This window comes from Serratia sp. 4542, from assembly GCF_016805595.1.
Taxonomy (GTDB): Bacteria; Pseudomonadota; Gammaproteobacteria; order Enterobacterales; family Enterobacteriaceae; genus Serratia; species Serratia nevei.
In genome coordinates this window covers 73,004-97,904 of the sequence record NZ_RXKV01000012.1, presented here as the reverse complement: position 1 = coordinate 97,904, position 24,901 = coordinate 73,004, and the positions used below count along the sequence as shown (strand labels likewise).

The following is a 24,901-nucleotide window of genomic DNA, read 5'->3' as shown; positions in this document are numbered from 1 at the left end:
CCAGACACCACACGTGGTTGATAATAGAATTTTGGTATCGAATTATACCAAAGGCGGCAAATTATACAGCATTAGCCGAGGCGCGCAATCGGAACCGTACATTTGCCGATGCGCCGTGTAAACTGATGCCCACTTTTTTCAATTTGGATGAGATCATGCCCGTCGTACACGTTGCCTTGCCGGTCCCCCTCGCCCGCACCTTCGACTATCTGCTGCCGCCCGGCATGCAGCCGGTGGCCGGCGCGCGCGTGGGCGTGCCCTGGGGCAGGCAGCATGCGATCGGCATCGTCACCGGCTGCAGCGACACCAGCGAACTGCCGCTGGACAAGCTCAAACCGATCGACAGCGTGATCGACGCCGAGTCGCTGTTCTCCCCCAGCCTGTGGCGCATCCTGCGCTGGGCCAGCGATTACTATCACTACCCCATCGGCGAGGTGCTGTTCCATGCGCTGCCGATCCTGCTGCGGCAAGGCAAACCGGCCGAGGCCGCACCGCTGTGGCAATGGTTCGCCACCGAAGAGGGGCGTGCCACCCCGCCCGAAAGCCTGAAACGCGCGCCGAAACAGCAGCAGGCGCTGGCGGCGCTGCTGCAACGCCCGGTCTATCGCCACCAGGTCAGCCAGCTGGAGCTGACGGAAAGCGCCCTGCAGGCGCTACGCGCCAAAGGGCTGATCGATCTGCGCGCTCAGGTCGCGGATACGCACGACTGGCGCCCTAACTTCGCGGTGCTCGGCGAGCGGCTGCGGCTGAACACTGAACAGGCTACCGCCGTCGGGGCGATCAGAAGCGAGGATGAGCAGTTCGCCGCCTGGCTGCTGGCCGGGGTGACCGGCTCCGGCAAGACCGAGGTCTACCTCAGCGTACTGGAGAACGTGCTGGCCAAAGGCCGGCAGGCGCTGGTGCTGGTGCCGGAAATCGGCCTGACGCCGCAAACCATCGCCCGCTTTCGCGAGCGCTTCAACGCGCCGGTAGACGTACTGCACTCCGGCCTGAACGACAGCGAGCGGCTGGCGGTTTGGCTGCGCGCGCGCAGCGGCGAAGCCGCCATCGTCATCGGCACCCGCTCGGCGCTGTTCACGCCGTTCCGTCAGCTGGGCGTGATCATCATCGACGAAGAGCACGACAGCTCTTATAAACAACAGGAAGGCTGGCGCTACCACGCCCGCGATCTGGCGGTGTTCCGCGCCCGGGAAGAGGATATCCCGATGGTGATGGGCTCCGCGACCCCGGCATTGGAAACGCTGCACAACGTGCAGCTGGGCAAATACCGCCAACTGAAGCTCACCCAGCGCGCGGGCAACGCCAAACCGGCGGCGCAGCACCTGATCGATCTGAAGGGGCTGCCGCTGAAGGTCGGCCTGTCGCAGCCGCTGCTGAAGAGCATGCAGCACCATTTAAAAGCCGGCAATCAGGTAATGCTGTTCCTCAACCGCCGCGGTTACGCCCCGGCGCTGCTGTGCCACGAGTGCGGCTGGATCGCCGAATGCCAGCGCTGCGATCACTACTACACCTTCCACCAGCATCAGCGCCAGCTGCGCTGCCACCACTGCGACAGCCAGCGGCCGGTGCCGCACCAGTGCCCGCAGTGCGGCTCCACCCACCTGGTGTCGGTCGGCGTCGGCACCGAACAGCTGGAGCAGGAGCTGGCGCCGCTGTTCCCCGATACGCCAATCACCCGCATCGATCGCGACACCACCAGCCGTAAAGGCGCGCTTGAGCAGCACCTGGCGGATATCCATCGCGGCGAAGCGCGCATTTTGATCGGCACGCAGATGCTGGCCAAGGGCCACCATTTTCCCGACGTCACCCTGGTGGCGTTGCTGGACGTGGACGGCGCGCTGTTCTCCGCCGACTTCCGCTCCGCCGAGCGTTTCGCTCAGCTGTATACCCAGGTCTCCGGGCGGGCCGGCCGGGCGGGCAAACAGGGTGAAGTGCTGCTGCAAACCCACCATCCGGAGCACCCGCTGCTGCAGGTGCTGCTGCAACAGGGTTACGACGCCTTCGCCAAACAGACGCTGGCGGAGCGCAACAGCGTGTTTCTGCCGCCTTACACCAGCCACATCATCGTGCGCGCCGAAGATCACGACAACCAGCAGGCCCCGCTGTTCCTGCAGCAGCTGCGCAACCTGCTGGAAGCCAGCCCGCTGAAGGACGACTCGCTATGGGTGATGGGCCCGGTGCCGGCGCTGCAGTCCAAACGCGGCGGCCGTTTCCGCTGGCAGCTGCTGCTGCAGCACCCGACGCGGCGCGTCCTGCAACAGCTGATGAAAAGCTCGCTGCCGCTGATCGGCACCCTGCCGCAAACGCGCAAGGTGAAATGGACGCTGGATGTCGATCCGATCGACAGCTGATCCCGGAAAAGTCCGATTTAGCTGCCGCAGTGCAAACGTTTACCCTTGAAATTGCGAGCGAACGCTAAAAAACCTTCTCAGGTCACATTTTTTATGCAAATTAGGTAACAAAGGCGGGGCGTATTCTGTTTAGAATGTCTGCGAGGGCAAATTTTGTCGCCACATCGCAGCGCGACGGAGTGCCCGAACGCGAGTGGCGCTCAATGACAACAATCTCGCCACCGCATGCCGGACATTGTGAGCAAACAGCAGTAGTGGCGTCGGCATGGGGCTGACGCAAGGAGAAAGGCGTTGGAACACAAGAAAGAGTTATCCATGGCGACCATGAAAGACGTCGCCGAAATGGCGGGCGTTTCAACGGCTACCGTATCGCGTGCGCTGATGAACCCGGAAAAGGTGTCAACGCCGACGCGCCAGAAAGTGGAACAGGCCGTCCTGGCCGTGGGTTATTCTCCTCATGCTCTGTCACGCAATATCAAGCGCAACGAATCCCGCACCATCCTGGTGATCGTGCCCGACATCTGCGATCCGTTTTTCGCCGATGTGATCCAGGGGATCGAACAGACCGCCGCCCAACAAGGCTATCTGGTGCTGATCGGCGACTGCGCGCAGCAAAACCAGCAAGAGCGCACCTTCGTCAATCTGATCATCACCAAACAGATCGACGGCATGCTGCTGCTGGGCTCCAACCTGCCGTTCGACGCCAGCAAGGAAGAACAGCGCAACCTGCCGCCGATGGTGATGGCCAACGAGTTCGCCCCCGAGCTGGAACTGCCGACGGTGCACATCGACAACCTGACCGCCGCCTTTGAAGCCGTGCATTATTTGCATCAATTGGGCCACCGGCAGATCGCCTGCGTCGCCGGGCCGGAACAGATGCCGCTGAGCCATTATCGGCTACAGGGTTACGTTCAAGCGCTACGTCGTAATGGCATTACCGTCGAAAGCAGCTATATTACCCGGGGTGATTTTACCTACGAAGCCGGCGCGCAAGCGCTGACGGCGCTGATGGCGCAGCCGAAACCGCCAACGGCGGTATTCTGCCACAGCGACGTCATGGCGATCGGCGTGCTGTCCCAGGCGAAGAAAATGGGGCTGCGGATACCGCAGGATCTGTCGATCGTCGGCTTTGATGACCTCAAGCTGGCGCAGTATTGCGATCCGCCGCTGACCACGGTGGCGCAGCCGCGCTTCCAGATCGGCCAGCAGGCGATGTTGTTGCTGTTGGAGCAGTTGAACGGCCAGACGGTGGCCAGCGGCTCCCGGCTATTGGACAGTGAATTGATTATCAGAGGCAGCACCGCTGCCCCGAAACGCTAGTCAAATATTTTAGGGTTCAGTAACATGACGGACTTATCCTCTCATCAGGACACAGCGGAATAATAGTGGCACAAAAAGACTATGTAAGCCGTGGGCGCGCAGCAGGAGCTAAGCGTAAAACCCCCAGCCGTAAAAAACGCAGTTCTCCGAAGGTTTCCAAAACCGTGCTGGCGTTAGCCGCCGCGTTGCTGGTTGTCTTTGTCGGTGGCCTCTATTTCATTACCCACAACAAGCCGGAAGACGCGCCGTTGTTGCCTGCGCACACCACGCGCCCCGGCAACGGCCTGCCGCCGAAGCCGGAAGAGCGCTGGCGCTACATCAAAGAGCTGGAAAACCGGCAGATCGGCGTGCAAACCCCGACCGAACCGACGGCCGGCGGCGAGCTCAATTCCAAAACTCAGCTGACCGCCGAACAGCGGCAGCTGCTGGAGCAGATGCAGGCCGATATGCAGCAGCGCCCGACGCAGTTGAACGAAGTGCCGTATAACGATCCGGGCCAGGCCAACGCGCGCAGCACCCGCCAACAGCAGCAGATGCAACAACAGCAAATGCAGCAGCAGCCGGTACAGCAACAGCAGCAGGTCAGCCAGCCGCCGCGCAACCCGTTCAGCAACGGGGCCACTACCGCGCCGGTGCAGCCGCACCCGCAGCCAAAACCGACTACCCAGCAACCGGTGCAGGTGAAACAGCCTGAGCCGAAGCCGCAACCGAAGCCGGAGCCCAAACCGGAAGTGAAGCAGGAAACGGCCAAGCAGGAAACCAAACCGGAATCGAAGCAGAAGTGGATGGTGCAATGCGGTTCGTTCCGCGCCACCGATCAGGCTGAATCCGTGCGTGCGCGCCTGGCGTTCGAAGGCATCGAGAGCCGCATCACCGCCGGCGGCGGTTGGAATCGCGTGGTGCTCGGCCCGTACAGCAGCCGTGCCGCCGCGGACAAAACCCTTTCGCGCCTGAAGGGCGTCGGCATGTCGAGTTGCATTCCCCTCTCCGTTGGGGGTTGAAAAGCGTCAATCCCCCCCCATCTATACTCTCAATATGCCTCGTAGCGTCTGCGAAAGCAGGCGCTGCGGGGACTTCTTTCCGTCTTTAACGAGGGTCTGCTCGTGACAACAATTGTAAGCGTACGCCGCAACGGCCAGGTCGTCATCGGTGGTGATGGCCAGGCAACCCTGGGTAATACGGTGATGAAGGGTAACGTCAAGAAAGTGCGTCGCCTGTATAACGACAAAGTGATCGCCGGTTTCGCCGGTGGCACCGCTGACGCCTTCACGCTGTTTGAACTGTTTGAACGCAAACTGGAAATGCATCAGGGCCACCTGGTGAAAGCCGCCGTCGAGCTGGCGAAAGACTGGCGCACCGACCGCATGTTGCGCAAGCTCGAAGCGCTGCTGGCGGTCGCCGATGAAACCGCCTCGCTGATCATCACCGGCAACGGCGATGTGGTGCAGCCGGAAAACGATCTGATCGCCATCGGCTCCGGCGGCCCGTACGCCCAGGCCGCAGCCCGCGCCATGTTGGAAAATACCGAGCTGAGCGCCCGCGACATCGTTGAGAAATCCCTCAACATCGCCGGCGACATCTGTATTTACACCAACCATTTCCACACCATTGAAGAATTGCCTTCCAAAGCGTAAGGATCGAATACCATGTCTGAAATGACCCCGCGCGAGATCGTCAGCGAACTGGACAGCTATATCATTGGCCAAAACAAGGCCAAACGCGCTGTCGCCATTGCCCTGCGCAACCGCTGGCGCCGGATGCAGCTCAACGAGATGCTGCGTCACGAAGTGACCCCGAAAAACATTCTGATGATCGGCCCGACCGGCGTCGGTAAAACCGAAATCGCCCGTCGTCTGGCGAAGCTGGCCAACGCGCCGTTCATCAAGGTTGAAGCCACCAAGTTCACCGAAGTGGGCTATGTGGGCAAAGAAGTGGATTCCATCATCCGCGATCTGACCGATGCCGCCATCAAAATGGTGCGCATGCAGTCGATCGAGAAAAACCGCACCCGTGCCGAAGAGTTGGCCGAAGAGCGCATTCTCGACGTGCTGATCCCGCCGGCCAAGAACAACTGGGGCCAGCCGGAAGAGCATCAGGAGCCGTCTGCCGCTCGCCAGGCATTCCGCAAGAAACTGCGCGAAGGCCAGCTGGACGACAAAGAGATCGAAATCGATCTGGCCGCGGCGCCGATGGGCGTGGAAATCATGGCGCCTCCGGGCATGGAAGAGATGACCAACCAGCTGCAGTCGATGTTCCAGAACCTCGGCGGCCAGAAGCAAAAGCCGCGCAAGGTGAAGATCAAAGAAGCCTTCAAGCTGCTGGTGGAAGAAGAAGCCGCCAAGCTGGTGAACCCGGAAGAGCTGAAAGAGCAGGCGATCGAAGCGGTTGAACAGCACGGCATCGTGTTTATCGACGAGATCGACAAAATCTGTAAGCGCGGCGGCCAGAGCTCCGGCCCGGACGTCTCGCGCGAAGGCGTGCAGCGCGATCTGCTGCCGCTGGTGGAAGGCTGCACCGTGTCGACCAAGCACGGTATGGTGAAGACCGACCACATCCTGTTCATCGCTTCCGGCGCGTTCCAGACCGCCAATCCGTCGGATCTGATCCCGGAACTGCAGGGCCGTCTGCCGATCCGCGTTGAGCTGCAGGCGCTGACCACTGAAGACTTCGAGCGCATCCTGACCGAGCCGAGCGCGTCGCTGACCGAGCAGTACAAAGCGCTGATGGGCACCGAAGGCGTCAACATCGAGTTCACCGCCGACGGCATCCGCCGCATCGCCGAAGCCGCGTGGCAGGTCAACGAAAGCACCGAGAATATCGGCGCGCGTCGTCTGCACACCGTGCTGGAACGTCTGATGGAAGATATTTCCTACGATGCGAGTGAAATTAATGGCCAATCCATTACAATTGATGCGGATTACGTGCGCAGTCATCTGGATGAACTGGTGGCGGATGAAGATTTGAGTCGTTTTATCCTATAATCGCTCAATCATTGTCTTGTCAGTCATCTGTGTGGGAGGCATTGCCTCCCACAATTATTTCTAACGGACACCGCAACTCACTGACAGAAGCGAAACATGAGCTCATCAACCTCCACCACCCCGATCTCCGCCTGGCTGGAAAGTCTACGCCCCCGCACCCTGCCGTTGGCTTTTGCCTCCATCGTGGTCGGCTCGGCCATCGCCGCCTGGCACGGCAGCCTGAAACCTGAAGTGGCGCTGCTGGCGCTGTTGACCGCCGGCCTGCTGCAGATCCTCTCCAACCTGGCGAACGACTACGGCGATGCGGTCAAAGGCAGCGACAATGAAGATCGCATCGGGCCGTTGCGCGGCATGCAAAAAGGCATGATCACCCAGGCGCAGATGAAACGGGCGCTGGTGGTGACGGTGGTGCTGATTGCCCTCGCCGGCTGTTCGCTGATCGCCGTCGCCTGCGAGCAACCCAGCGACGTGGTGGGCTTCCTGGTGCTGGGCGGGCTGTCTATCGTGGCGGCCATCACCTATACCGTCGGCAACAAGCCCTACGGGTATTTGGGGCTGGGCGACATCTCGGTGCTGGTGTTCTTCGGCTGGCTGAGCGTGGCCGGCACCTACTATTTGCAAACGCACACCTTCGACAGCGTCGTGATGCTGCCGGCCACCGCCTGTGGCCTGCTGGCGACGGCGGTGCTCAACATCAACAATCTGCGCGATATCGAGAGCGATCGCGAAAACGGCAAGAACACGCTGGCGGTGCGCCTCGGCCCGCACAAGGCGCGCATTTACCATGCCCTGCTGCTCGGCGGCGCGGTGCTGTGTTTCGCGCTGTTTACGCTGTTCAATCTCCACAGCCCGTGGGGCTGGCTGTTCGTGCTGGCGATCCCGCCGCTGGTGCGCCACGGCCTGCGCGTGCTGCGCGATCCGACGCCGGTCGGCATGCGGCCGATGCTGGAACACATGGTCAAGGCGGCGTTGCTGGCCAACCTGCTGTTCGCCATCGGCGTGGCGCTCAGTTAAAAACTGATGATTTTGCCAACAGGGCGAATAAAGGGATATACTGAACATTCCAGCGGCAAACAGACGTAAAATCCTATGAAATACGATACTTCCGAACTTTGCGACATCTATCATGAAGAGGTGAACGTTGTTGAACCTCTGTTCTCCAATTTTGGCGGGCGTACTTCATTTGGCGGGCAGATCACCACGGTGAAATGCTTTGAGGATAACGGCCTGTTGTTCGATCTGCTTGAAGAAAACGGCCGCGGCCGCGTGCTGTTGGTCGACGGCGGCGGTTCGGTACGCCGGGCGCTGATCAACGCCGAACTGGCGCGCCTGGCCGCCCAGAACGAATGGGAAGGCATCGTGGTGTACGGCGCGGTGCGTCAGGTGGACGATCTGGAAGAACTCGACATCGGCATTCAGGCGATGGCGGCGATCCCGGTGGGTGCCGTGAGCGAAGGCGTGGGCGAAAGCGATATCCGCGTCAACTTCGGTGGAGTCACCTTCTTCTCCGGCGATCACCTGTATGCCGACAACACCGGCATCATCCTCTCCGAAGACCCGCTCGACATCGAGTGATTTTCGGTCATGAAAAAGGGCGCCTGAGGCGCCCTTTTCGTTGCTGCATGGCGTGAGGAATCAGACCTCTTCCATTTTGCCCAGCAGAGCGCGCAGGCGATCTTGCCATACGTGCTGTTCTTCTTTCAGCTGTTGGTTTTCGCGCACCAGCGCTTCGTGGTTGCCGGAGGCAGCCTGAACTTCCTGCGACAGAGAGTTGTTTTTGTCTTTCAGCTCTTCAATTTCCATCTGCAACAAGGTGATGGTATCAATCGCCTGCTGTACTTTTGCTTCCAGTTTCTCAAATACTTCAAATGACATGCTTCAGTCCCCTCATGATAGCAAGGCGTACATCTATAAGTAGCGGCCGCAACGTCGGCTGCAGCTACTGCGAATATTGCATCGCGCTCAGTGACGCGCGCCGTTACAGAAGGCGCGCCAGTCTCGATTCGTTAAAAACGATTGTAAGTAGCCAGTCTCCGCCTGTCTAGCAACATACCGGATCATCGCGCAGTCTGTTGCAATTTTCCTGCCCCCGCCATCAGCAAAAACTGAAAATCCCCGCCGCCACCGCCGCGAGTTGTTAACAACCCTCGCCAAACCACTGGTCAGATCACACTTTTATGGCTCAGAAAGAACACTAAACGACGCGAAATCGCTCAATTTTATGACGCGCCACACACATTTTGATTTCGCTATTTCTCGTTTATGTTCGTTAACGATAAATTTACATCACGTCCTTATTCAATAATTGGACGAGATGAAAAAAACTGTGCCCATAGGCCGGATGTATACCCAACTGAGCCTATAAACCAACAACCGCCGTTTTGCAGGACAACAACATTATGAGCCAAACCACCAGTCCGACATTAAAAGGCCAGTGCATCGCCGAGTTCCTCGGCACGGCGCTGCTGATCTTCTTTGGCGTAGGCTGCGTTGCCGCGCTGAAACTGGCGGGCGCCAGCTTCGGCCAGTGGGAAATCAGCATCATTTGGGGCCTGGGCGTCGCCATGGCCATCTATCTGACCGCCGCCATTTCCGGCGCGCATCTCAACCCTGCGGTCACCCTCGCTCTGTGGCTGTTCGCCTGCTTCGACGGGCGCAAAGTGGTGCCTTACATCATTGCACAGGTCGCCGGTGCCTTCTGCGCCGCTGCCCTGGTCTATGGGCTGTACTACAACCTGTTCTTCGACTTTGAAGCGGCTCACCACATGGTGCGCGGCAGCAACGAAAGCCTCGAACTGGCGGGCATCTTCTCGACTTACCCTAACGCGCACATCTCCGTCGGCCAGGCCTTCCTGGTAGAAACGGTGATCGCCGCCATTCTGATGTGCCTGATCCTGGCGCTGACCGACGACGGCAACGGCATTCCGCGCGGCCCGCTGGCCCCGCTGCTGATCGGTATTCTGATTGCCGTGATCGGCGCCTCCATGGGACCATTGACCGGCTTTGCGTTGAACCCGGCGCGTGACTTCGGGCCGAAACTGTTTGCCTACCTGGCCGGCTGGGGCAAAGTCGCCTTCACCGGCGCACGGGACATCCCGTACTTCCTGGTGCCGATCTTCGCCCCTATCGTCGGCTGTGGCCTGGGCGCTTTCGGTTACCGCGCGCTGATTGGCCGCCACCTGCCGTGCGACGTCTGCGTGACGGAAGAAGAGCCTGATGCCAAGACCCAGCAGCGCAAAGCGTGATGGGTGCAGTTTTACACGGTTAACAACAGCAGGATAATTACCATGACTGTAGAAAAAAAATACATTGTCGCACTCGACCAAGGGACCACCAGTTCACGCGCCGTCGTGCTCGATCACGACGCCAACATCGTTGCGGTATCGCAGCGCGAATTCCCGCAGATCTATCCAAAGGCCGGCTGGGTTGAGCACGACCCGATGGAGATCTGGGCGTCGCAAAGCTCGACGCTGGTAGAAGTGCTGGCGAAAGCCGACATCAGTTCCGATCAGATCGCCGGCATTGGCATCACCAACCAGCGCGAAACCACCATCGTCTGGGAAAAAGAGACCGGCAAGCCGATTTACAACGCCATCGTCTGGCAGTGCCGCCGCACCGCCGACATCTGCGAGAAGCTCAAGCGCGACGGCCTGGAAGAGTACATCCGTCACAACACCGGCCTGGTGGTTGACCCGTACTTCTCCGGCACCAAGGTGAAGTGGATCCTGGACAACGTCGAAGGCGCCCGCGAGCGCGCCAAGCGCGGCGAACTGCTGTTCGGCACCGTCGATACCTGGCTGGTGTGGAAAATGACCCAGGGCCGCGTACACGTTACCGATTACACCAACGCCTCACGCACCATGATGTTCAACATCCACGAGCTGGACTGGGATGAGCGCATGCTGGAAGTGCTGGATATCCCGCGCGCCATGCTGCCGAAAGTCCGTCCTTCCTCCGAGGTGTACGGCCAGACCAACATCGGCGGTAAGGGCGGTACGCGTATTCCTATCGCCGGTATCGCCGGTGACCAGCAGGCAGCGCTGTACGGCCAGCTGTGCGTTCAACCGGGCATGGCGAAGAACACCTACGGCACCGGCTGCTTCCTGCTGATGAACACCGGCAAAGAAGCGGTGCGCTCGAAAAACGGCCTGCTGACCACCATCGCCTGCGGCCCGCGCGGCGAAGTGAACTATGCGCTGGAAGGCGCGGTGTTCATCGGCGGTGCGTCTATCCAGTGGCTGCGCGATGAGCTGAAACTGATCAGCGACGCCGCCGACTCCGAATACTTCGCCACCAAGGTGAAAGACAGCAACGGCGTCTATGTGGTGCCGGCCTTTACCGGCCTGGGCGCCCCTTACTGGGATCCGTATGCCCGCGGCGCCATCTTCGGCCTGACCCGTGGCGCCAACAGCAACCACATCATCCGAGCCACGCTGGAATCCATCGCCTTCCAGACCCGTGACGTGCTGGACGCCATGCAGGCCGACGCCAACACCCGCCTGCAATCGCTGCGCGTGGACGGTGGCGCGGTCGCCAACAACTTCCTGATGCAGTTCCAGTCCGATATCCTCGGCACCCGCGTAGAACGCCCTGAGGTGCGTGAATCGACGGCGCTGGGTGCCGCGTTCCTGGCGGGCCTGGCCATCGGCTACTGGAACGATCTGGATGAAGTGAAGAGCAAAGCGATGATTGAGCGCGAATTCCGCCCAAGCATCGAAACCACCGAACGCAACTACCGCTACAGCGGCTGGAAAAAAGCGGTGGCTCGTGCTCAGGCATGGGAAGATCACGAGTAATCTCGACGCTGCCGTTTCTCCAACAAGCGCTGCCTGCGGGCGGCGCTTTTTTTTGCCCCGCCCCGCCGCCACCGTGCTGTGATAGACTTTGCCGATATTTTCTTCCCTTTCTCACAGACAGGTTTGCCATGAAACGTGAATTAGCCATCGAATTTTCCCGCGTTACCGAAGCCGCCGCGCTGGCGGGCTACAAATGGCTGGGACGCGGCGACAAGAACGCCGCCGACGGCGCGGCGGTCCACGCCATGCGCATCATGCTCAACAAAGTGGATATCGATGGCCGCATCGTGATCGGCGAAGGCGAGATCGACGAAGCGCCGATGCTGTATATCGGCGAACAGGTCGGCACCGGCCAGGGCGACGCGGTCGACATCGCGGTCGATCCGATCGAAGGCACCCGCATGACCGCCATGGGCCAGTCGAATGCGCTGGCGGTATTGGCGGTGGGCGATCGCGGCACCTTCCTGCACGCGCCGGACATGTACATGGAGAAGCTGGTGGTCGGCCCGGCGGCGCGCGGCGCCATCGATCTCGACCTGCCGCTGGCGGAGAACCTGCAGAACGTCGCCGCACGGCTGGGCAAACCGCTGTCGCAGCTGACGGTGATCGTCTTGGCCAAACCGCGCCACGACGGCGTCATCGCGCAGATGCAGCAGCTGGGCGTGCGGGTGTTCGCCATTCCTGACGGCGACGTGGCGGCCTCCATTCTCACCTGCATGCCGGAAAGCGAGGTCGATGTGATGTATGGCATCGGCGGCGCGCCGGAAGGGGTGATCTCAGCTGCGGTGATCCGCGCGCTGGACGGCGACATGCAGGCGCGTTTGCTGCCGCGCCATGAAGTGAAAGGCGACAGCGCCGAGAACCGCCGCATCGGCGAACAGGAGCTGGCGCGCTGCCGGGAAATGGGTATCGAGGCCGGTCAGGTGCTGCGCATGGACCAGATGGCGCGCAACGACAACGTGATCTTCTCCGCCACCGGCATCACCAAGGGCGATCTGCTGGAGGGTATCAGCCGCCAGGGCAACATGGCCACGACCGAAACCCTGCTGATCCGCGGCAAGTCACGCACCATCCGCCGCATCCGTTCGACCCACTATCTGGATCGCAAAGACCCGGCGCTGCACGAGTTTTTGCTGTAAGCCGACAAGAGACCGCCCCCAGTAGCCGCTGAGGGCGGGTTCATCCCGCCACCGGCGTTTTGGCGGGCAGCAGTTTCCCACGCAACAGCAGCCACAGCGTCTTCACCATCAGGCCGACGAGCAGCAGGTTAGCCAACGCGAACAGCCCCCAGGCCAGCACTTGCATATCTGCCCCGCGCTGGCTCTGCAACAACCGCAGCGACGCGTTCGCCATCGCCGATAAGCCGAACGAGAAAGCCCACATGCCCGGGCTGAAGCCACCGGCAAAAAACCAACGCACCAACCGGAACATAAAAAACAGCTGCAGCAGGCCGTAGCCCAACAGGATTAAGGCGAACGTATCGAAGTCGTTGCCATTGACGCATAACCACGCGTAGCAGGCGACAAAGGCCGGAGCCAGCTGAATACCGATAACGCCGCGGGCGGCGGCCGGCAGCGCGGCCTTGGTGCGCAGACGGTGGATAATGGCGGGTTCGAGGGTCAGCCATGAAATCAAACCGGCGCCAAGAAACATCATGCCGATATCAGGGTGGCCGGCGGTGCCAAACGCCATCGCGCAGATAAAGTTAGCGGCCACCGTCGGCAGGTAGAATCCCGGCGTCGTGGCCTCCGACGCGAACTCGCCGCGCCACAACGGCGCACAGCGCCAGGCCGAGAAGATGAGCTGGCCGACGGAGCCCGCGACCATCAGCCCATTCGCCAGCGGCAGGCTGTAGGGGTGCAAACCGATGGACACCAACACGCCGCCTGCCGGAAGCAGGCTGATAAAACTGAACTGAGTGTTGCTGCGAAACTCGTCACGCACCGCGCGTGGGTCAATCAGGCAGCGGCAGAGATAGATCAGCGCCAACGCCAGCCAGATAGCACTGCCGAGAAAGATGAGCGACTCACCCAGCCAGCCGGGCCCATAGCCGAGCGTGGCGGCGTATCGCCAGGCGCTGCCGAGGCCGAAAACCCCCAGAACCATCCCAAAGAAGCCGACGGGAACACGTTGAATGCACTGCAGTGATGACATAGCGAATAACCCGGAAAAATACTGTCGGTAAAGTGTATACCGATCGCCTCAGCGCAGTAATAACCTGGGTCAAACCGGCGGCAGGGCCTTAGTCGTCTTGCAAGACTAAGGCCTGCGCCGGTTCAGGAAGAGGGTTATGCGGTATGCCCCTGATGTTGCATCCGGTTGGACAGCGGCCACCAGCACAGCAGGATCAGCAGCGCCATCGCGAACATCAGCAATCCGAGGCTGAACTGCCCGGTTTGCGGCAGCATGGCGGAAAGCCAGGTCGCGAGCCCCGATCCCATGTTCTGCATGCCGCCCACCAGCGCGCCCGCCGCGCCGGCCAGGTAAGGGAACGGCTCCATCGCCCCGGTGGTCGCCAGCGGGAACAGCATGCCGGCGCCGAAGAAGAACAGCGCGGCCGGCACGATCAGCGTCCAGATGTTCATCACGCCGAACCAGCCCGGGATCCACATCATCGCCCCCGCCAGCAGGCAGCTAATCACCGAATGCCACATCAGGGTGTGGAAGGTCTTGCCGTCGCGCCCGGCGTACCAGGCGCCGAAAAACGCCGCCGGGATCGGCAGAATGAACAGGATGCTGACGGTCAGACCGCTCAGCCCCAACACGCCGCCCATCAACACGCCGCAGCTGGCCTCGAATACCGCAATCCCCGCCAGCGCGCCGATCAGCATCACCAGATAGCAGCTGAAAGTGCTGTCGCCCAGCAGCTGGCGAAAACTGGCCAGCATGCGGCGTTTTTCCGTCTGCACCGGGCGGGTCTCCGGCAACCAGCGAAACATGGCGAAGGCGACGCAGGCGCACAGCGCCAACAGGAAGGCATAACAGGCGCGCCAGCCGAACACCATTGCCAATGCGCCGCCGATCACCGGCGCCAGCAGCGGGCTAACCAGAATCCCCATGTTCAACAGGCTATTGGCGTAGCGCAGCGCGGTGCCGGCATACAGATCGCGCGGCATGGTGCGCGCCATCACGCCCGCCACGCCGGTGCCCATGCCCTGAATCGCGCTGGCGGCGACCAGCATCGTCAGGTTGGTGGACAGCAGCGCGCCCAGCGCACCGACCAGGAAGATCATCATGCCGGTCAGGATCACCGGACGACGTCCGATACGGTCCGATATCGGACCGTAAATCAGCTGGGAGAAACCGTAGGTCAGCAGATACGCCGCCATCACCCGTTGCACGGCGCCGGTGCGAACCGACAGATCGTGGGCGATATCAGCAATCACGGGAACATAAATGGTTTGCGCCATCTGACCGACGGCGACCAACAGGATAAGCATCACCAGCAGGTGAAAATTCTCTAGTTTTCTCATTATCTTCGTTAACGTTTCAACCCGTCACAGCGTCCCGGTATGGCCGTTGCAGCAGCCAGAACGGCGAGCAGCCCTCTATGGCGGCATAAACTAATCAAATCTGATTTTTTTAGCGAGTTTCAGGCAGATATTGATCCAGGTCACACTGGCAGCAAACCCGACCAGGCTCGTAAATTAAACTGTACGTCTAACGCTTTGGAGTTAAAAATAGCGCCCTTGCAGTAGCCGCGCTTTAGCATTTAATCGATAATTCTTTTCATCAACTTGAAATAAAATAACACCATAGGGATTTGGTTCATGAAAACACCTGAGCTGATTTTATTGCAGTTAAAGGCTCTCGGCCCGCACTCGGCCAAAATGCTGGCGGAGCGTCTGGACATTACGCCGATGGGCATCCGACAACATCTGCAATCCCTGGAAAAACGTGAGTTGGTTTGTTACGAAGAAGCGCGCAGCAAGGTCGGCCGCCCGACGCGCTACTGGTCGCTGACCGAGCGAGGGCACGCCTTTGCCGCCGCCGATCAGGAGCGGCTGCGGGCATCCGCGCTGCAGCTGTTTGGCGGCGCCGGGGTGGAGCCGTTGCTCAACGCGCGCGAAGAGCAGCTTTATCTGCGTTATGCCGAAGAGCTGTCCGCCGAGCGCAGCCATCAGGACCGGTTAGCCCGCCTGGTGCGCCTGCGGCAACACGACGGTTACATGGCCGAATTGTTCGACCACCCGCACGGCGCGCTGTTGGTGGAAAACCACTGCCCGATCGGCGTGGCCGGTTCCAGCTGCAGCAGCCTGTGCAATTCCGAGCTGCAGCTGTTTCACCGCCTGTTCGGCAACGACTACCGGGTAGAGCGCACCGCGCACGCCATTTCCGGCTCACGACATTGTGCTTATTTGATTCGACCACGGGAGCTTTAGAGTATGGCTGAATGGGTAAACGGCAAGGTTACGCAGGTAAAACAATGGACCGGCGGGCTGTTCAGCCTGGTGGTCAATGCCCCCATCGATCCTTTCACCGCCGGGCAATTTGCCAAGCTGGCGCTGGAGATCGACGGCGAACGGGTGCAACGCGCCTACTCCTACGTCAATGCCCCCGACGACGCCAATCTGGAGTTCTATCTGGTCACCGTGCCGGAAGGCAAGCTGAGCCCGCGCCTCAGTCAGCTGCAGCCGGGCTCGGACGTGATGGTAACCAAAGAAGCGGCCGGCTTCTTCGTGCTGGACGAGGTGCCCGACTGCGATACGCTGTGGATGCTGGCGACCGGCACCGCCATCGGCCCCTATTTATCGATTCTGCAGCAGGGCGCCGGCCTGGAGCGCTTCAACAACCTGGTGCTGGTGCATGCCGCGCGCTTTGCGCGTGACCTGAGCTACCTGCCGCTGATGCAGCAACTGCAGCAACGCTACAACGGCAAGCTGCGCATCCAGACCGTCGTCAGCCGCGAAGAGGCGCCCGGCTCATTGACCGGCCGCGTACCGGCGCTGATCGAGGACGGACGGCTGGAAGCGGCGATCGGTTTGACTATCGACGCCGAAACCAGCCACGTGATGCTGTGCGGCAACCCGCAAATGGTGCGGGACACCCAGCAAACGCTGAAAGACCACCGCCAGATGCGCAAGCACCTGCGCCGCAAGCCGGGCCACATCACCAGCGAACACTACTGGTAACCCGGCGAGGGTCAGCGGAACTTCACCGGTTCGGCTTCCGGGCCGAACCGGTTATCTCCCGGCGTGCCGACGAAGGCCCCCAGATCGATCATCATCATCACGATAATCAGCGTCGGAATGAAACGCCCGACGCCCCATTGCCAGATCGGCGCCAGCATCTGCCAGTTCCCCGCCGCCAGCATCCACGCCAGGATCAGCAGCAGCGCCCACCAGCCGGCCTTGTTGCGATCGTGCAGGCGCTTGACCAGCACCGCCGCCGTCGGCCACAGCAGCGCCACGATAAAGAAGGCGATGGATTGGATGGCGACCAGCTGATAATTGGCCAGCGTAAACGCCGCCGCCATCAGCGCCAACCACAGCCCCATCCAAATCCAGAAGTCGCGCCGCCCGATGCGGCCCTTAAAAGAAAAACACCACTGTTGTAACGTCATCGATTCCTGCGCTCTAAGCCTGCCCATATTCTGCGCCGCAGTGTAACATAGGCGCTGCCGGGCCGAGTTTTCCGCCTCGCATAACGCGGTGCGCCGCACAGCTTTCTCGTCAGCGAACCGATAATGGCGTGGGATCTTTGACAAGCCCCGCGGGTTATCGCTTTAATCGGAGCCATCTTTGTCCTTGATGCCATACGCCATGCTGAGAAAAACCCTCGTCATCGCCTGCCTGCTTCAGGTGGCCGCCAGCGCCTGGGCCGATCCGCCGCCCGCCGATGCGACGCCCGCCGCACCTTACCTGCTGGCCGGGGCACCGACGTTCGATCTGACGGTGGTCAAATTCCGCGAAAAATACAACCGCGATAACCCGAAGCTGCCGATTGGCGAATTCCGCGCCATTCCCGCCGCCGAAGACGATTCGCCGCTGCTGACGCGCGCCGCCAGCAAACTCAACGAAAACCTGTACGCCTCCACCGCGCTGGAGAAAGGCACCGGTAAAATCAAAACGTTGCAGATCACTCACCTGCCGCTGCAGCAGGCCAATGAAGAAAAAGCCGCGCGCGCCATCGCCATCAGCTACATGGCGGCGCTGATGCGCCAGTTCGAACCGGCGTTGACGGTGGAACAGAGCCAGAACAAGGTGAACAGCCTGCTGGAAAAAGGCAAAGGGTCGCGCTTTTACCAACAGCAGGTCGGCGCCATTCGCTATGTCGTCTCGGACAACGGCGATAAAGGCGTAACCTTCGCGGTTGAACCGATTAAGCTGGCGCTTTCCGAGCCGTAACGGCGCGGCATTTAATGACGAAAAGCAAAGCCTTCGCGCTTAATGATCTCTATACTGTTGGGCAGGTAAACTGCCGGTCCGGCAGTTGTCATTTCGACTCTCGCGTTTTCTAGTTGGAGGAAAAAAACATGCGTCATCCATTAGTTATGGGTAACTGGAAGCTTAACGGCAGCACCCACATGGTCAACGAACTGATCGCCGGCCTGCGCAATGAGCTGAGCAGCGTTGACGGCTGTGGCGTCGCCATCGCCCCGCCGGTGATGTATCTGGATCAGGCCAAGCACGCGCTGGCCGGCAGCCGCATCGCGCTGGGCGCGCAGAACGTGGACGTTAACCTGTCCGGCGCCTTCACCGGTGAAGTTTCCGCCAACATGCTGAAAGACGTCGGCGCCCAGTACATCATCATCGGCCACTCCGAGCGTCGCACCTACCACAAAGAGAGCGACGAAGTCATCGCCGAGAAATTCGCCGTGCTGAAAGAAGCCGGCCTGATCCCGGTACTGTGCATCGGTGAAACCGAAGCGGAAAACGCTGCGGGCAAAACTGAAGAAGTGTGTGCGCGCCAGATCGACGCCGTGCTGAAAACGCTGGGCGCACCGGCGATGAAAGGCACCGTGATCGCCTATGAGCCGGTCTGGGCCATCGGTACCGGCAAGTCCGCTACCCCTGCGCAGGCGCAGGCCGTGCACAAATTTATCCGTGACCACATCGCCAAACACGATGCCGCGGTTGCCGCTGAAATCATCATCCAGTACGGCGGTTCGGTGAACGACAAGAACGCCGCAGAGCTGTTCTCTCAGCCGGACATCGACGGCGCGCTGGTTGGCGGCGCCTCGCTGAAAGCCGACGCTTTCGCCGTGATCGTCAAAGCCGCTGCCGCAGCGAAAAAAGCCTGATTGCCTTAGGCTTGCCATAAAAAAACCCCGGCAAGCCGGGGTTTTTTATTGCCGCTCAGCCGGCATCAGCGTTTGCTGATCTCATCGAACACGCCGCCGGTGGCGAAGTGCACCTTCTGCGCTTCGGTCCAGCCGCCGAAGGTGTCATCCACGGTGAACAGCTTCAGCTGTGGGAACTGCCCGGCAAACTTGGCCGCCACCGCCGCATCGCGCGGACGATAATAGTGCTGTGCCGCGATGGTCTGCCCTTCCGGCGAATACAGATACTTCAGGTAGGCGGTCGCCACATCGCGGGTACCGCGTTTATCGACCACCTTATCCACTACCGACACCGTCGGTTCGGCCAGGATCGATTCACTCGGGGTGATAATCTCGAACTTGTCTTTACCGAGCTCTTTCTCCGCCAGCAGCGCTTCGTTTTCCCAGGCGATCAGCACGTCGCCGATGCCGCGCTCAACGAAGGTGTTGGTCGAGCCGCGCGCGCCGGAATCCAGCACTTCGACGTTCTTGTACAGGTTTTTGACGAACTCCTGCGCCTTGGCCTTATCGTTGTTGTTGTGGTGCAACGCGTAGCCCCAGGCGGCCAGGTAGTTCCAGCGGGCACCGCCGGAGGTTTTCGGGTTCGGGGTGATCACCGACACACCCGGCTTGAGCAGATCGGGCCAGTCGTGAATTTGTTTCGGGTTGCCTTTGCGCACCAGGAAGACGATGGTCGAGGTGTAAGGCGCCGAGTTGTCCGGCAGGCGTTTGATCCAGTCTTTCTCGATACGCCCGCGTTCGGCGATGGCGTCGACGTCATAGGCCAGCGCCAACGTCACCACGTCGGCCTCGATGCCGTTGATCACCGAGGTCGCCTGTTTGCCGGAGCCGCCATGCGACTGGCGCACCGTCACCTTGTCGCCGGTTTCCGCCTGATAGTGCTTGCTGAATGCCGTGTTGTAAGCCTGATAGAACTCACGCGTCGGATCGTATGACACGTTCAGCAGTTGAATATCCTTCGCCATGGCGCCGGACGCCAACAGCACCAATGTCAGACCAACACCCCATTTACGCATCGACAGGCTCTCCCAGAAAATTAAGCGCAACCTCAATCGGTTGATTTAGCATCAGAGCCTGCCAGAAACTTTCCCGGCAATTAAAGAATAAAAAATTTTGGGATAGATGATTCCGGAATATATCGCCGACGGGCATAAAAAAGCCCCCGCAAGCGGAGGCTTTTCTGTCGTGCGGTGAGCGGCATATCAGTACAGTTTTTTCGCCGTTTCCAGCCAGTCGCCCTTGAACGGACGCTTCATGTTTTCGATCGCGTCGATGATGTCGTGATGCACCATTTTTTCGTTCTGGATACCGACGCAGCGGCCGCCGTAGCCCTGCAGCAGAAGCTCGATGGCGTAGGCACCCATGCGCGAGGCCAGGATACGGTCGTAGGCAACCGGTGAACCGCCGCGTTGAATGTGGCCCAGCACGGTGGCGCGGGTTTCACGCTTGGTTTCCTGTTCGATGTGGCGCGCCAGCTCATCGATGTCGCAGATGTGCTCGGTGATCGCCACGATGGCGTGTTTTTTACCCTTGGCGATACCGGCCTTGATTTCGCACACCAGATCTTCGCGGTTGAATTCGATTTCAGGCAGCACGATGAATTCGCAACCGCCGGCAATCGCCGCCGCCAGCGTCAGATCGCCGCAGTAACGGCCCATCACTTCCACGATGGAGATACGCTGGTGCGAAGAGGAGGTATCGCGCAGGCGGTCAATCGCTTCCACCACGGTTTCCAGCGCGGTGAAGTAACCGATGGTGTAGTCGGTGCCGGCAACGTCGTTATCGATGGTGCCCGGCAGGCCGATGCACGGGAAGCCTTCTTCCGTCAGGCGTTTGGCGCCCATGTAGGAACCGTCGCCGCCGATCACCACCAGCGCGTCGATGCCGCGATTCTTCAGGTTTTCAATCGCCTTGGCGCGCACGTTTTCATCCCTGAACTCCGGGAAGCGGGCCGAGCCGAGGAAGGTGCCGCCGCGGTTGATCATGTCGGACACGCTATAGCGGTCCAGCTGCTCCATGCGATCTTCGTACAAGCCAAGGTAGCCATCGTAAATACCAAAAACTTCCAGACCTTCTGAAAGCGCAGAACGCACAACGCCGCGGATTGCAGCGTTCATACCCGGCGAATCACCGCCGCTCGTCAGTACACCGATTTTCTTGATCATGACTACCTCTGAACTGTGTAGATGCAATTTCTTAAGAATTCTGTCTCCGCCGATCGTCTTGAAACCTCTCCGGCTGCAGAAAACCAGCTTTACGGCTTATTGCTGGATATTATATCAAAAACACCCAGCTGAATTGATTCAAGTCACGCAATATAACGGTAAAAATACCGCATGGCACGCTGAGCTAACTCAGATATTCATGATAATACTTCGATCTATGCCTCTATCTGATTATAGCTCCCAATGCCCCTGCCTACCCGGTGGCACCACGGAGCACGGATCCAGGTGAATGATGACGTCTGCCCCCGCAAAACGGTGCCGCAACGCCTGTTCCACCTGATCGGCCAACCGATGCGCCTCACGCAGCGGCAGCGTGTCTTCCATCTCCAGATGCAGCTGGATGAAACGCGTCGGCCCCGACTGCCGCGTGCGCAGATCGTGCGCGCCTTTCACCCCGGGCCAAGAGGAAACCACCTCGATAATCGCCTGGCGTTCGTCATCCGGCAACGCCCGATCCAGCAGCGACTGCACCGCTTCGTAGCCCATGCGCAGCGCGCTATACAGGATGTAAACGCCGATGCCCAGCGCGAACAGCGCGTCCGCCCGCTGGAAGCCGTACCAGCTTAGCCCAAGAGCGATAAGAATAGCACCATTCATCATGACATCTGACTGATAATGCAGCATATCTGCGCGCACTGCCTGGCTGCGCGTTTTTCTGACCACCCAACGTTGATAGGTGACCAGAATTAGGGTGCTGATCAACGCGATCACCGTCACGACGATCCCGACGCCGGGATCGCGCAGCGTTTGCGGCGCATACAAATGCTGGAAGCCGGTGAGGAACAGAAACAGGGCGGAGCCGGAAATAAACATGCTTTGCGCCAGCGCCGCCAGCGATTCCGCTTTGCCGTGGCCAAAGGTGTGCTCGGCATCGGCCGGCTGCAGCGAATAGCGCACCACCAGAAGGTTGGTCAGCGAGGCGGCAATATCGACCAGCGAATCCACCAGCGCCGCCAGCAGGCTGACCGAACCGGTGTGGTACCAGGCGACGATTTTGATCAACAGCAGCGACGACGCCAGCGCGGTAGCGGCCAACGCAGCGGACTTTACCAGGCGTGCATAGCGCTGTTCCATGAAGGGATCCCGGTCAAAAGGTGTGGCGCTCAATATAGCGAAATGTCGGATAAAAAAAACCCCGCCATCATGGCGGGGAAGACAGGGATGGTGTCTATGGCAAGGAAAAACAGGGGACTACTCAGTCGTACTTCACTTCTGGGCAGAAGCTTGCTGCAAACCAGAAATTTGTTGCTCCATCTGCTGCATACGCTGCTGATGTTTCTGGTCTAAAACACTTTTTTGCTCTGGCGTCAGCAGGTTATACATTTGGTTGCGCACCCGGGCCATTTCGACCTGGCGTTTTACCTGCTGTTGGGCCATCTTTTCCGCCTGGGCATACACGGCGGCTTCGTCAAATTTCTCTGCGGTCACCAGTTTATGCATGGCTTCCATTTCAGCTACATTGACACCAGGCAGATCGTGCCGGGCCTGGCGCATCAAATCGCGCATTTGCTGGCGCTGCTGTTCACTGAGGCTGACACCGTCGAACATATGGTGCTGGCCGGGTATTCGGGTCATCGCGTCGTTGCCGGGAGGTTGGGCTGTGTCCGGTATAGTGTCGGCAGCGAAGGCAGCGGTCGAACCAATTGCCAGCAGTGATGCCATAACTAATGCGGTCACCTTACGCATTTCAACTCCTCAAGCTTTCTCACTTTGCGAATCAACGAGGAGCAGTGTACCGCTACACCTGAAAACCTGCGTCAGTGCATGTAAAACTACGTAAAGTCATGGAATGGCAACAGTTGATGACGTATTTTGCGTCTGGAGGTAAATCATAATGAACAAGATTCTGTTAGTTGACGACGACCGCGAGTTGACCTCGCTGTTAAAAGAACTGCTTGAAATGGAAGGTTTTAATATCGTCGTCGCGCACGATGGCGAGCAGGCGTTGTCGCTGCTGGACAGCTCCGTCGACCTGCTGCTGCTCGACATCATGATGCCGAAGAAAAACGGCATCGATACGCTGAAAGAACTGCGCCAACATCACCAGACGCCGGTCATCATGCTGACCGCGCGCGGCAGCGAACTGGACCGCGTGCTGGGTCTGGAGCTGGGCGCCGATGATTACCTGCCGAAACCCTTCAACGATCGCGAACTGGTCGCGCGCATTCGCGCCATTCTGCGCCGTTCCAACTGGAGCGAACAGCAGCAGCAGGTCGACAGCGGCGCCCCGACGCTGGATGTCGATGGCCTGCAGCTCAACCCCGGCCGCCAGGAGGCCAGCTTCGACGGTCAGGTACTGGATCTGACCGGCACCGAATTCACCCTGCTTTACCTGCTGGCGCAGCATCTCGGCCAGGTGGTGTCGCGCGAACTGCTGAGCCAGGAAGTGCTGGGCAAACGCCTGACCCCGTTCGATCGCGCCATCGACATGCACATTTCCAACCTGCGGCGTAAGCTGCCGGATCGCAAAGACGGGCATCCGTGGTTCAAAACCCTGCGCGGGCGGGGTTATTTGATGGTATCTGCAACATGATCAACAGTTTGACGGCACGCATCTTCGCCATTTTCTGGTTCACGTTAGCCCTGGTGCTAATGTTGGTGCTGATGGTGCCCAAGCTCGACTCCCGCCAAATGACCTCGCTGCTCGACAGCGAGCAGCGGCAGGGGTTGATGCTGGAACAGCACGTCGAGGCCGAGTTGCAAAACGATCCGGCCAACGATCTGATGTGGTGGCGCCGCCTGTTCCGCGCCATCGACAAATGGGCGCCGCCGGGCCAACGCCTGCTGCTGGTCACCAGCGAAGGCCGGGTGATCGGCGCGCAGCGCAATGAAATGCAGATCGTCCGCAACTTCATCGGCCAATCCGATAATTCAGATCATCCGAAGAAGAAAAAGTACGGTCGCGTCGAGCTGGTCGGGCCGTTCGCGGTGCGCGACGGCGAAGACAACTACCAGCTGTACCTGATCCGCCCCGCCAACAGCCCGCAATCCGATTTCATCAACCTGATGTTCGACCGGCCGCTGCTGCTGCTGATCGTCACCATGCTGATCAGCGCCCCGCTGCTGCTGTGGCTGGCCTGGAGCCTGGCGAAACCGGCACGCAAGCTGAAGAACGCCGCCGATGACGTGGCGCGTGGCAACCTGAAGCAGCATCCGGAACTGGAGGCCGGCCCGCAGGAGTTTCTGGCCACCGGCGCCAGCTTCAACCAGATGGTCAGCGCGCTGGAGCGCATGATGAACGCGCAGCAACGGCTGATCTCGGACATCTCGCACGAGCTGCGCACGCCGCTGACGCGCCTGCAGCTGGCCACCGCGTTGATGCGTCGCCGCCATGGTGAAGGCCACGAGCTGGCGCGCATCGAAACCGAAGCGCAGCGGCTGGATTCGATGATCAACGATCTGCTGGCGCTGTCGCGCGGGCAGCAAAAAGGCGAGCTGGCGCGCGAGCAGCTGAAGGCCAACGACCTGTGGGCCGACGTGCTGGACAATGCCCGTTTCGAAGCGGAACAGATGGGCAAGCAGTTGGAGATCACCGCGCCGCCCGGCCCGTGGACGCTGTTCGGCAACGCGAGTGCGCTGGACAGCGCGTTGGAAAACATCGTGCGCAATGCCCTGCGTTATTCGCACACCCGCATTGCCGTGGCGTTCAGCGCCGACAATCAGGGCGTGACCATCGAGGTTGACGACGACGGCCCCGGCGTCAGCGCCGAAGATCGCGAGCAGATCTTCCGTCCGTTCTACCGCACCGATGAAGCGCGCGACCGCGAATCCGGCGGCACCGGCCTCGGCTTGGCGATCGTCGAAGCGGCAGTCAACCAGCATCGCGGCTGGGTGAAGGCCGAAGACAGCCCGCTTGGCGGCCTGCGGCTGGTGCTGTGGCTGCCGCTGCATCATCAACGTCTGTCGACTAAGACAGAACAGTAAGAGTTTGCTATCCTGCGCCCCT

General features: G+C 60.2%; 24 protein-coding genes. 16 read left to right on the top strand and 8 right to left on the bottom strand.

Annotated features, from left to right (window positions below; translation table 11 throughout):
• Positions 1-155: 155 nt before the first annotated feature.
• The 7 genes from priA (at position 156) to rraA (ending at position 8,227) form a co-directional block, all read left to right on the top strand.
• Positions 156-2,351: a primosomal protein N' gene (gene priA / locus EKL15_RS19195; RefSeq protein WP_033654545.1), complete on the top strand. Its 2,196-nt coding sequence runs from the start codon at positions 156-158 to the stop codon at positions 2,349-2,351.
• Between the two features lie 291 nt (positions 2,352-2,642).
• A complete protein-coding gene (gene cytR, locus EKL15_RS19190; RefSeq protein WP_038872675.1) occupies positions 2,643-3,671 on the top strand; it encodes a DNA-binding transcriptional regulator CytR in 1,029 nt (342 codons plus the stop codon).
• A 65-nt stretch (positions 3,672-3,736) separates the two neighbouring features.
• The gene (ftsN, locus tag EKL15_RS19185) at positions 3,737-4,672 is read left to right on the top strand and encodes a cell division protein FtsN (protein WP_087762548.1); all 936 of its coding nucleotides are present in this window, start codon (positions 3,737-3,739) and stop codon (positions 4,670-4,672) included.
• 102 nt (positions 4,673-4,774) lie between these two features.
• The gene (gene hslV, locus EKL15_RS19180; RefSeq protein ID WP_004931085.1) at positions 4,775-5,305 is read left to right on the top strand and encodes an ATP-dependent protease subunit HslV; all 531 of its coding nucleotides are present in this window, start codon (positions 4,775-4,777) and stop codon (positions 5,303-5,305) included.
• Positions 5,306-5,317: 12 nt separating this feature from the next.
• Positions 5,318-6,652 (top strand): HslU--HslV peptidase ATPase subunit, encoded by a 1,335-nt coding sequence (gene hslU, locus EKL15_RS19175; RefSeq protein WP_025304663.1) that lies wholly within the window; start codon positions 5,318-5,320, stop codon positions 6,650-6,652.
• Positions 6,653-6,748: 96 nt separating this feature from the next.
• Positions 6,749-7,666 carry a 1,4-dihydroxy-2-naphthoate polyprenyltransferase gene (locus EKL15_RS19170; protein ID WP_100397030.1) on the top strand — a complete coding sequence of 306 codons (918 nt, stop codon included), beginning with the start codon at positions 6,749-6,751 and terminating at the stop codon, positions 7,664-7,666.
• A 75-nt stretch (positions 7,667-7,741) separates the two neighbouring features.
• Positions 7,742-8,227 (top strand): ribonuclease E activity regulator RraA, encoded by a 486-nt coding sequence (rraA, locus tag EKL15_RS19165; RefSeq protein WP_038872664.1) that lies wholly within the window; start codon positions 7,742-7,744, stop codon positions 8,225-8,227.
• A gap of 60 nt (positions 8,228-8,287) precedes the next feature.
• Here the strand turns inward: rraA and zapB are convergent, their stop codons facing one another.
• The gene (zapB, locus tag EKL15_RS19160) at positions 8,288-8,527 is read right to left on the bottom strand and encodes a septal ring assembly protein ZapB (RefSeq protein ID WP_004931092.1); all 240 of its coding nucleotides are present in this window, start codon (positions 8,525-8,527) and stop codon (positions 8,288-8,290) included.
• 524 nt (positions 8,528-9,051) lie between these two features.
• Between zapB and EKL15_RS19155 the strand changes: the two genes are divergently transcribed.
• From EKL15_RS19155 to glpX, 3 genes are all read left to right on the top strand, one after another.
• On the top strand, positions 9,052-9,897 hold the full coding sequence (locus EKL15_RS19155; RefSeq protein ID WP_038872721.1) for an MIP/aquaporin family protein: 846 nt from the start codon (positions 9,052-9,054) through the stop codon (positions 9,895-9,897).
• Between the two features lie 42 nt (positions 9,898-9,939).
• Positions 9,940-11,448, top strand: a complete 1,509-nt coding sequence (gene glpK / locus EKL15_RS19150; protein ID WP_203090242.1) for a glycerol kinase GlpK — start codon at positions 9,940-9,942, stop codon at positions 11,446-11,448.
• Between the two features lie 128 nt (positions 11,449-11,576).
• A complete protein-coding gene (gene glpX, locus EKL15_RS19145) occupies positions 11,577-12,587 on the top strand; it encodes a class II fructose-bisphosphatase (protein ID WP_060441465.1) in 1,011 nt (336 codons plus the stop codon).
• A gap of 40 nt (positions 12,588-12,627) precedes the next feature.
• On the opposite strand, the gene tehA is transcribed toward glpX, so the two are convergent.
• Positions 12,628-13,602 carry a dicarboxylate transporter/tellurite-resistance protein TehA gene (gene tehA, locus EKL15_RS19140; protein WP_060424970.1) on the bottom strand — a complete coding sequence of 325 codons (975 nt, stop codon included), beginning with the start codon at positions 13,600-13,602 and terminating at the stop codon, positions 12,628-12,630.
• A gap of 134 nt (positions 13,603-13,736) precedes the next feature.
• Entirely contained in the window at positions 13,737-14,921 is a 1,185-nt protein-coding gene (emrD, locus tag EKL15_RS19135) for a multidrug efflux MFS transporter EmrD (protein ID WP_004931102.1), read from the bottom strand.
• A 297-nt stretch (positions 14,922-15,218) separates the two neighbouring features.
• Between emrD and EKL15_RS19130 the strand changes: the two genes are divergently transcribed.
• Both EKL15_RS19130 and fpr read left to right on the top strand, forming a co-directional pair.
• The gene (locus EKL15_RS19130) at positions 15,219-15,830 is read left to right on the top strand and encodes a metalloregulator ArsR/SmtB family transcription factor (protein ID WP_047729617.1); all 612 of its coding nucleotides are present in this window, start codon (positions 15,219-15,221) and stop codon (positions 15,828-15,830) included.
• 3 nt (positions 15,831-15,833) lie between these two features.
• Entirely contained in the window at positions 15,834-16,580 is a 747-nt protein-coding gene (gene fpr, locus EKL15_RS19125; RefSeq protein WP_203090226.1) for a ferredoxin--NADP(+) reductase, read from the top strand.
• A gap of 11 nt (positions 16,581-16,591) precedes the next feature.
• Here fpr and EKL15_RS19120 read toward each other — a convergent pair whose 3' ends face one another.
• Positions 16,592-17,011, bottom strand: a complete 420-nt coding sequence (locus EKL15_RS19120) for a DUF805 domain-containing protein (RefSeq protein WP_047729615.1) — start codon at positions 17,009-17,011, stop codon at positions 16,592-16,594.
• A gap of 199 nt (positions 17,012-17,210) precedes the next feature.
• Between EKL15_RS19120 and EKL15_RS19115 the strand changes: the two genes are divergently transcribed.
• Positions 17,211-17,795 carry a DUF1454 family protein gene (locus EKL15_RS19115; protein WP_047729614.1) on the top strand — a complete coding sequence of 195 codons (585 nt, stop codon included), beginning with the start codon at positions 17,211-17,213 and terminating at the stop codon, positions 17,793-17,795.
• 128 nt (positions 17,796-17,923) lie between these two features.
• The gene (gene tpiA / locus EKL15_RS19110; RefSeq protein WP_004931113.1) at positions 17,924-18,691 is read left to right on the top strand and encodes a triose-phosphate isomerase; all 768 of its coding nucleotides are present in this window, start codon (positions 17,924-17,926) and stop codon (positions 18,689-18,691) included.
• 65 nt (positions 18,692-18,756) lie between these two features.
• On the opposite strand, the gene EKL15_RS19105 is transcribed toward tpiA, so the two are convergent.
• From EKL15_RS19105 to cpxP, 4 genes are all read right to left on the bottom strand, one after another.
• Complete coding sequence (locus tag EKL15_RS19105; protein ID WP_038872640.1) at positions 18,757-19,746, bottom strand: sulfate ABC transporter substrate-binding protein; 990 nt, start codon at positions 19,744-19,746, stop codon at positions 18,757-18,759.
• A 186-nt stretch (positions 19,747-19,932) separates the two neighbouring features.
• Positions 19,933-20,895, bottom strand: a complete 963-nt coding sequence (gene pfkA / locus EKL15_RS19100; protein ID WP_004931116.1) for a 6-phosphofructokinase — start codon at positions 20,893-20,895, stop codon at positions 19,933-19,935.
• A gap of 231 nt (positions 20,896-21,126) precedes the next feature.
• Positions 21,127-22,029: a CDF family cation-efflux transporter FieF gene (gene fieF, locus EKL15_RS19095; protein ID WP_033649885.1), complete on the bottom strand. Its 903-nt coding sequence runs from the start codon at positions 22,027-22,029 to the stop codon at positions 21,127-21,129.
• Between the two features lie 132 nt (positions 22,030-22,161).
• Positions 22,162-22,641: a cell-envelope stress modulator CpxP gene (gene cpxP, locus EKL15_RS19090; protein WP_004931122.1), complete on the bottom strand. Its 480-nt coding sequence runs from the start codon at positions 22,639-22,641 to the stop codon at positions 22,162-22,164.
• Positions 22,642-22,789: 148 nt separating this feature from the next.
• Between cpxP and cpxR the strand changes: the two genes are divergently transcribed.
• Positions 22,790-23,488, top strand: a complete 699-nt coding sequence (gene cpxR, locus EKL15_RS19085; protein WP_004931124.1) for an envelope stress response regulator transcription factor CpxR — start codon at positions 22,790-22,792, stop codon at positions 23,486-23,488.
• Positions 23,485-24,879: an envelope stress sensor histidine kinase CpxA gene (gene cpxA, locus EKL15_RS19080; RefSeq protein ID WP_047729612.1), complete on the top strand. Its 1,395-nt coding sequence runs from the start codon at positions 23,485-23,487 to the stop codon at positions 24,877-24,879. Before cpxR ends, cpxA begins: the two co-directional genes overlap by 4 nt.
• Positions 24,880-24,901 lie beyond the last annotated feature (22 nt).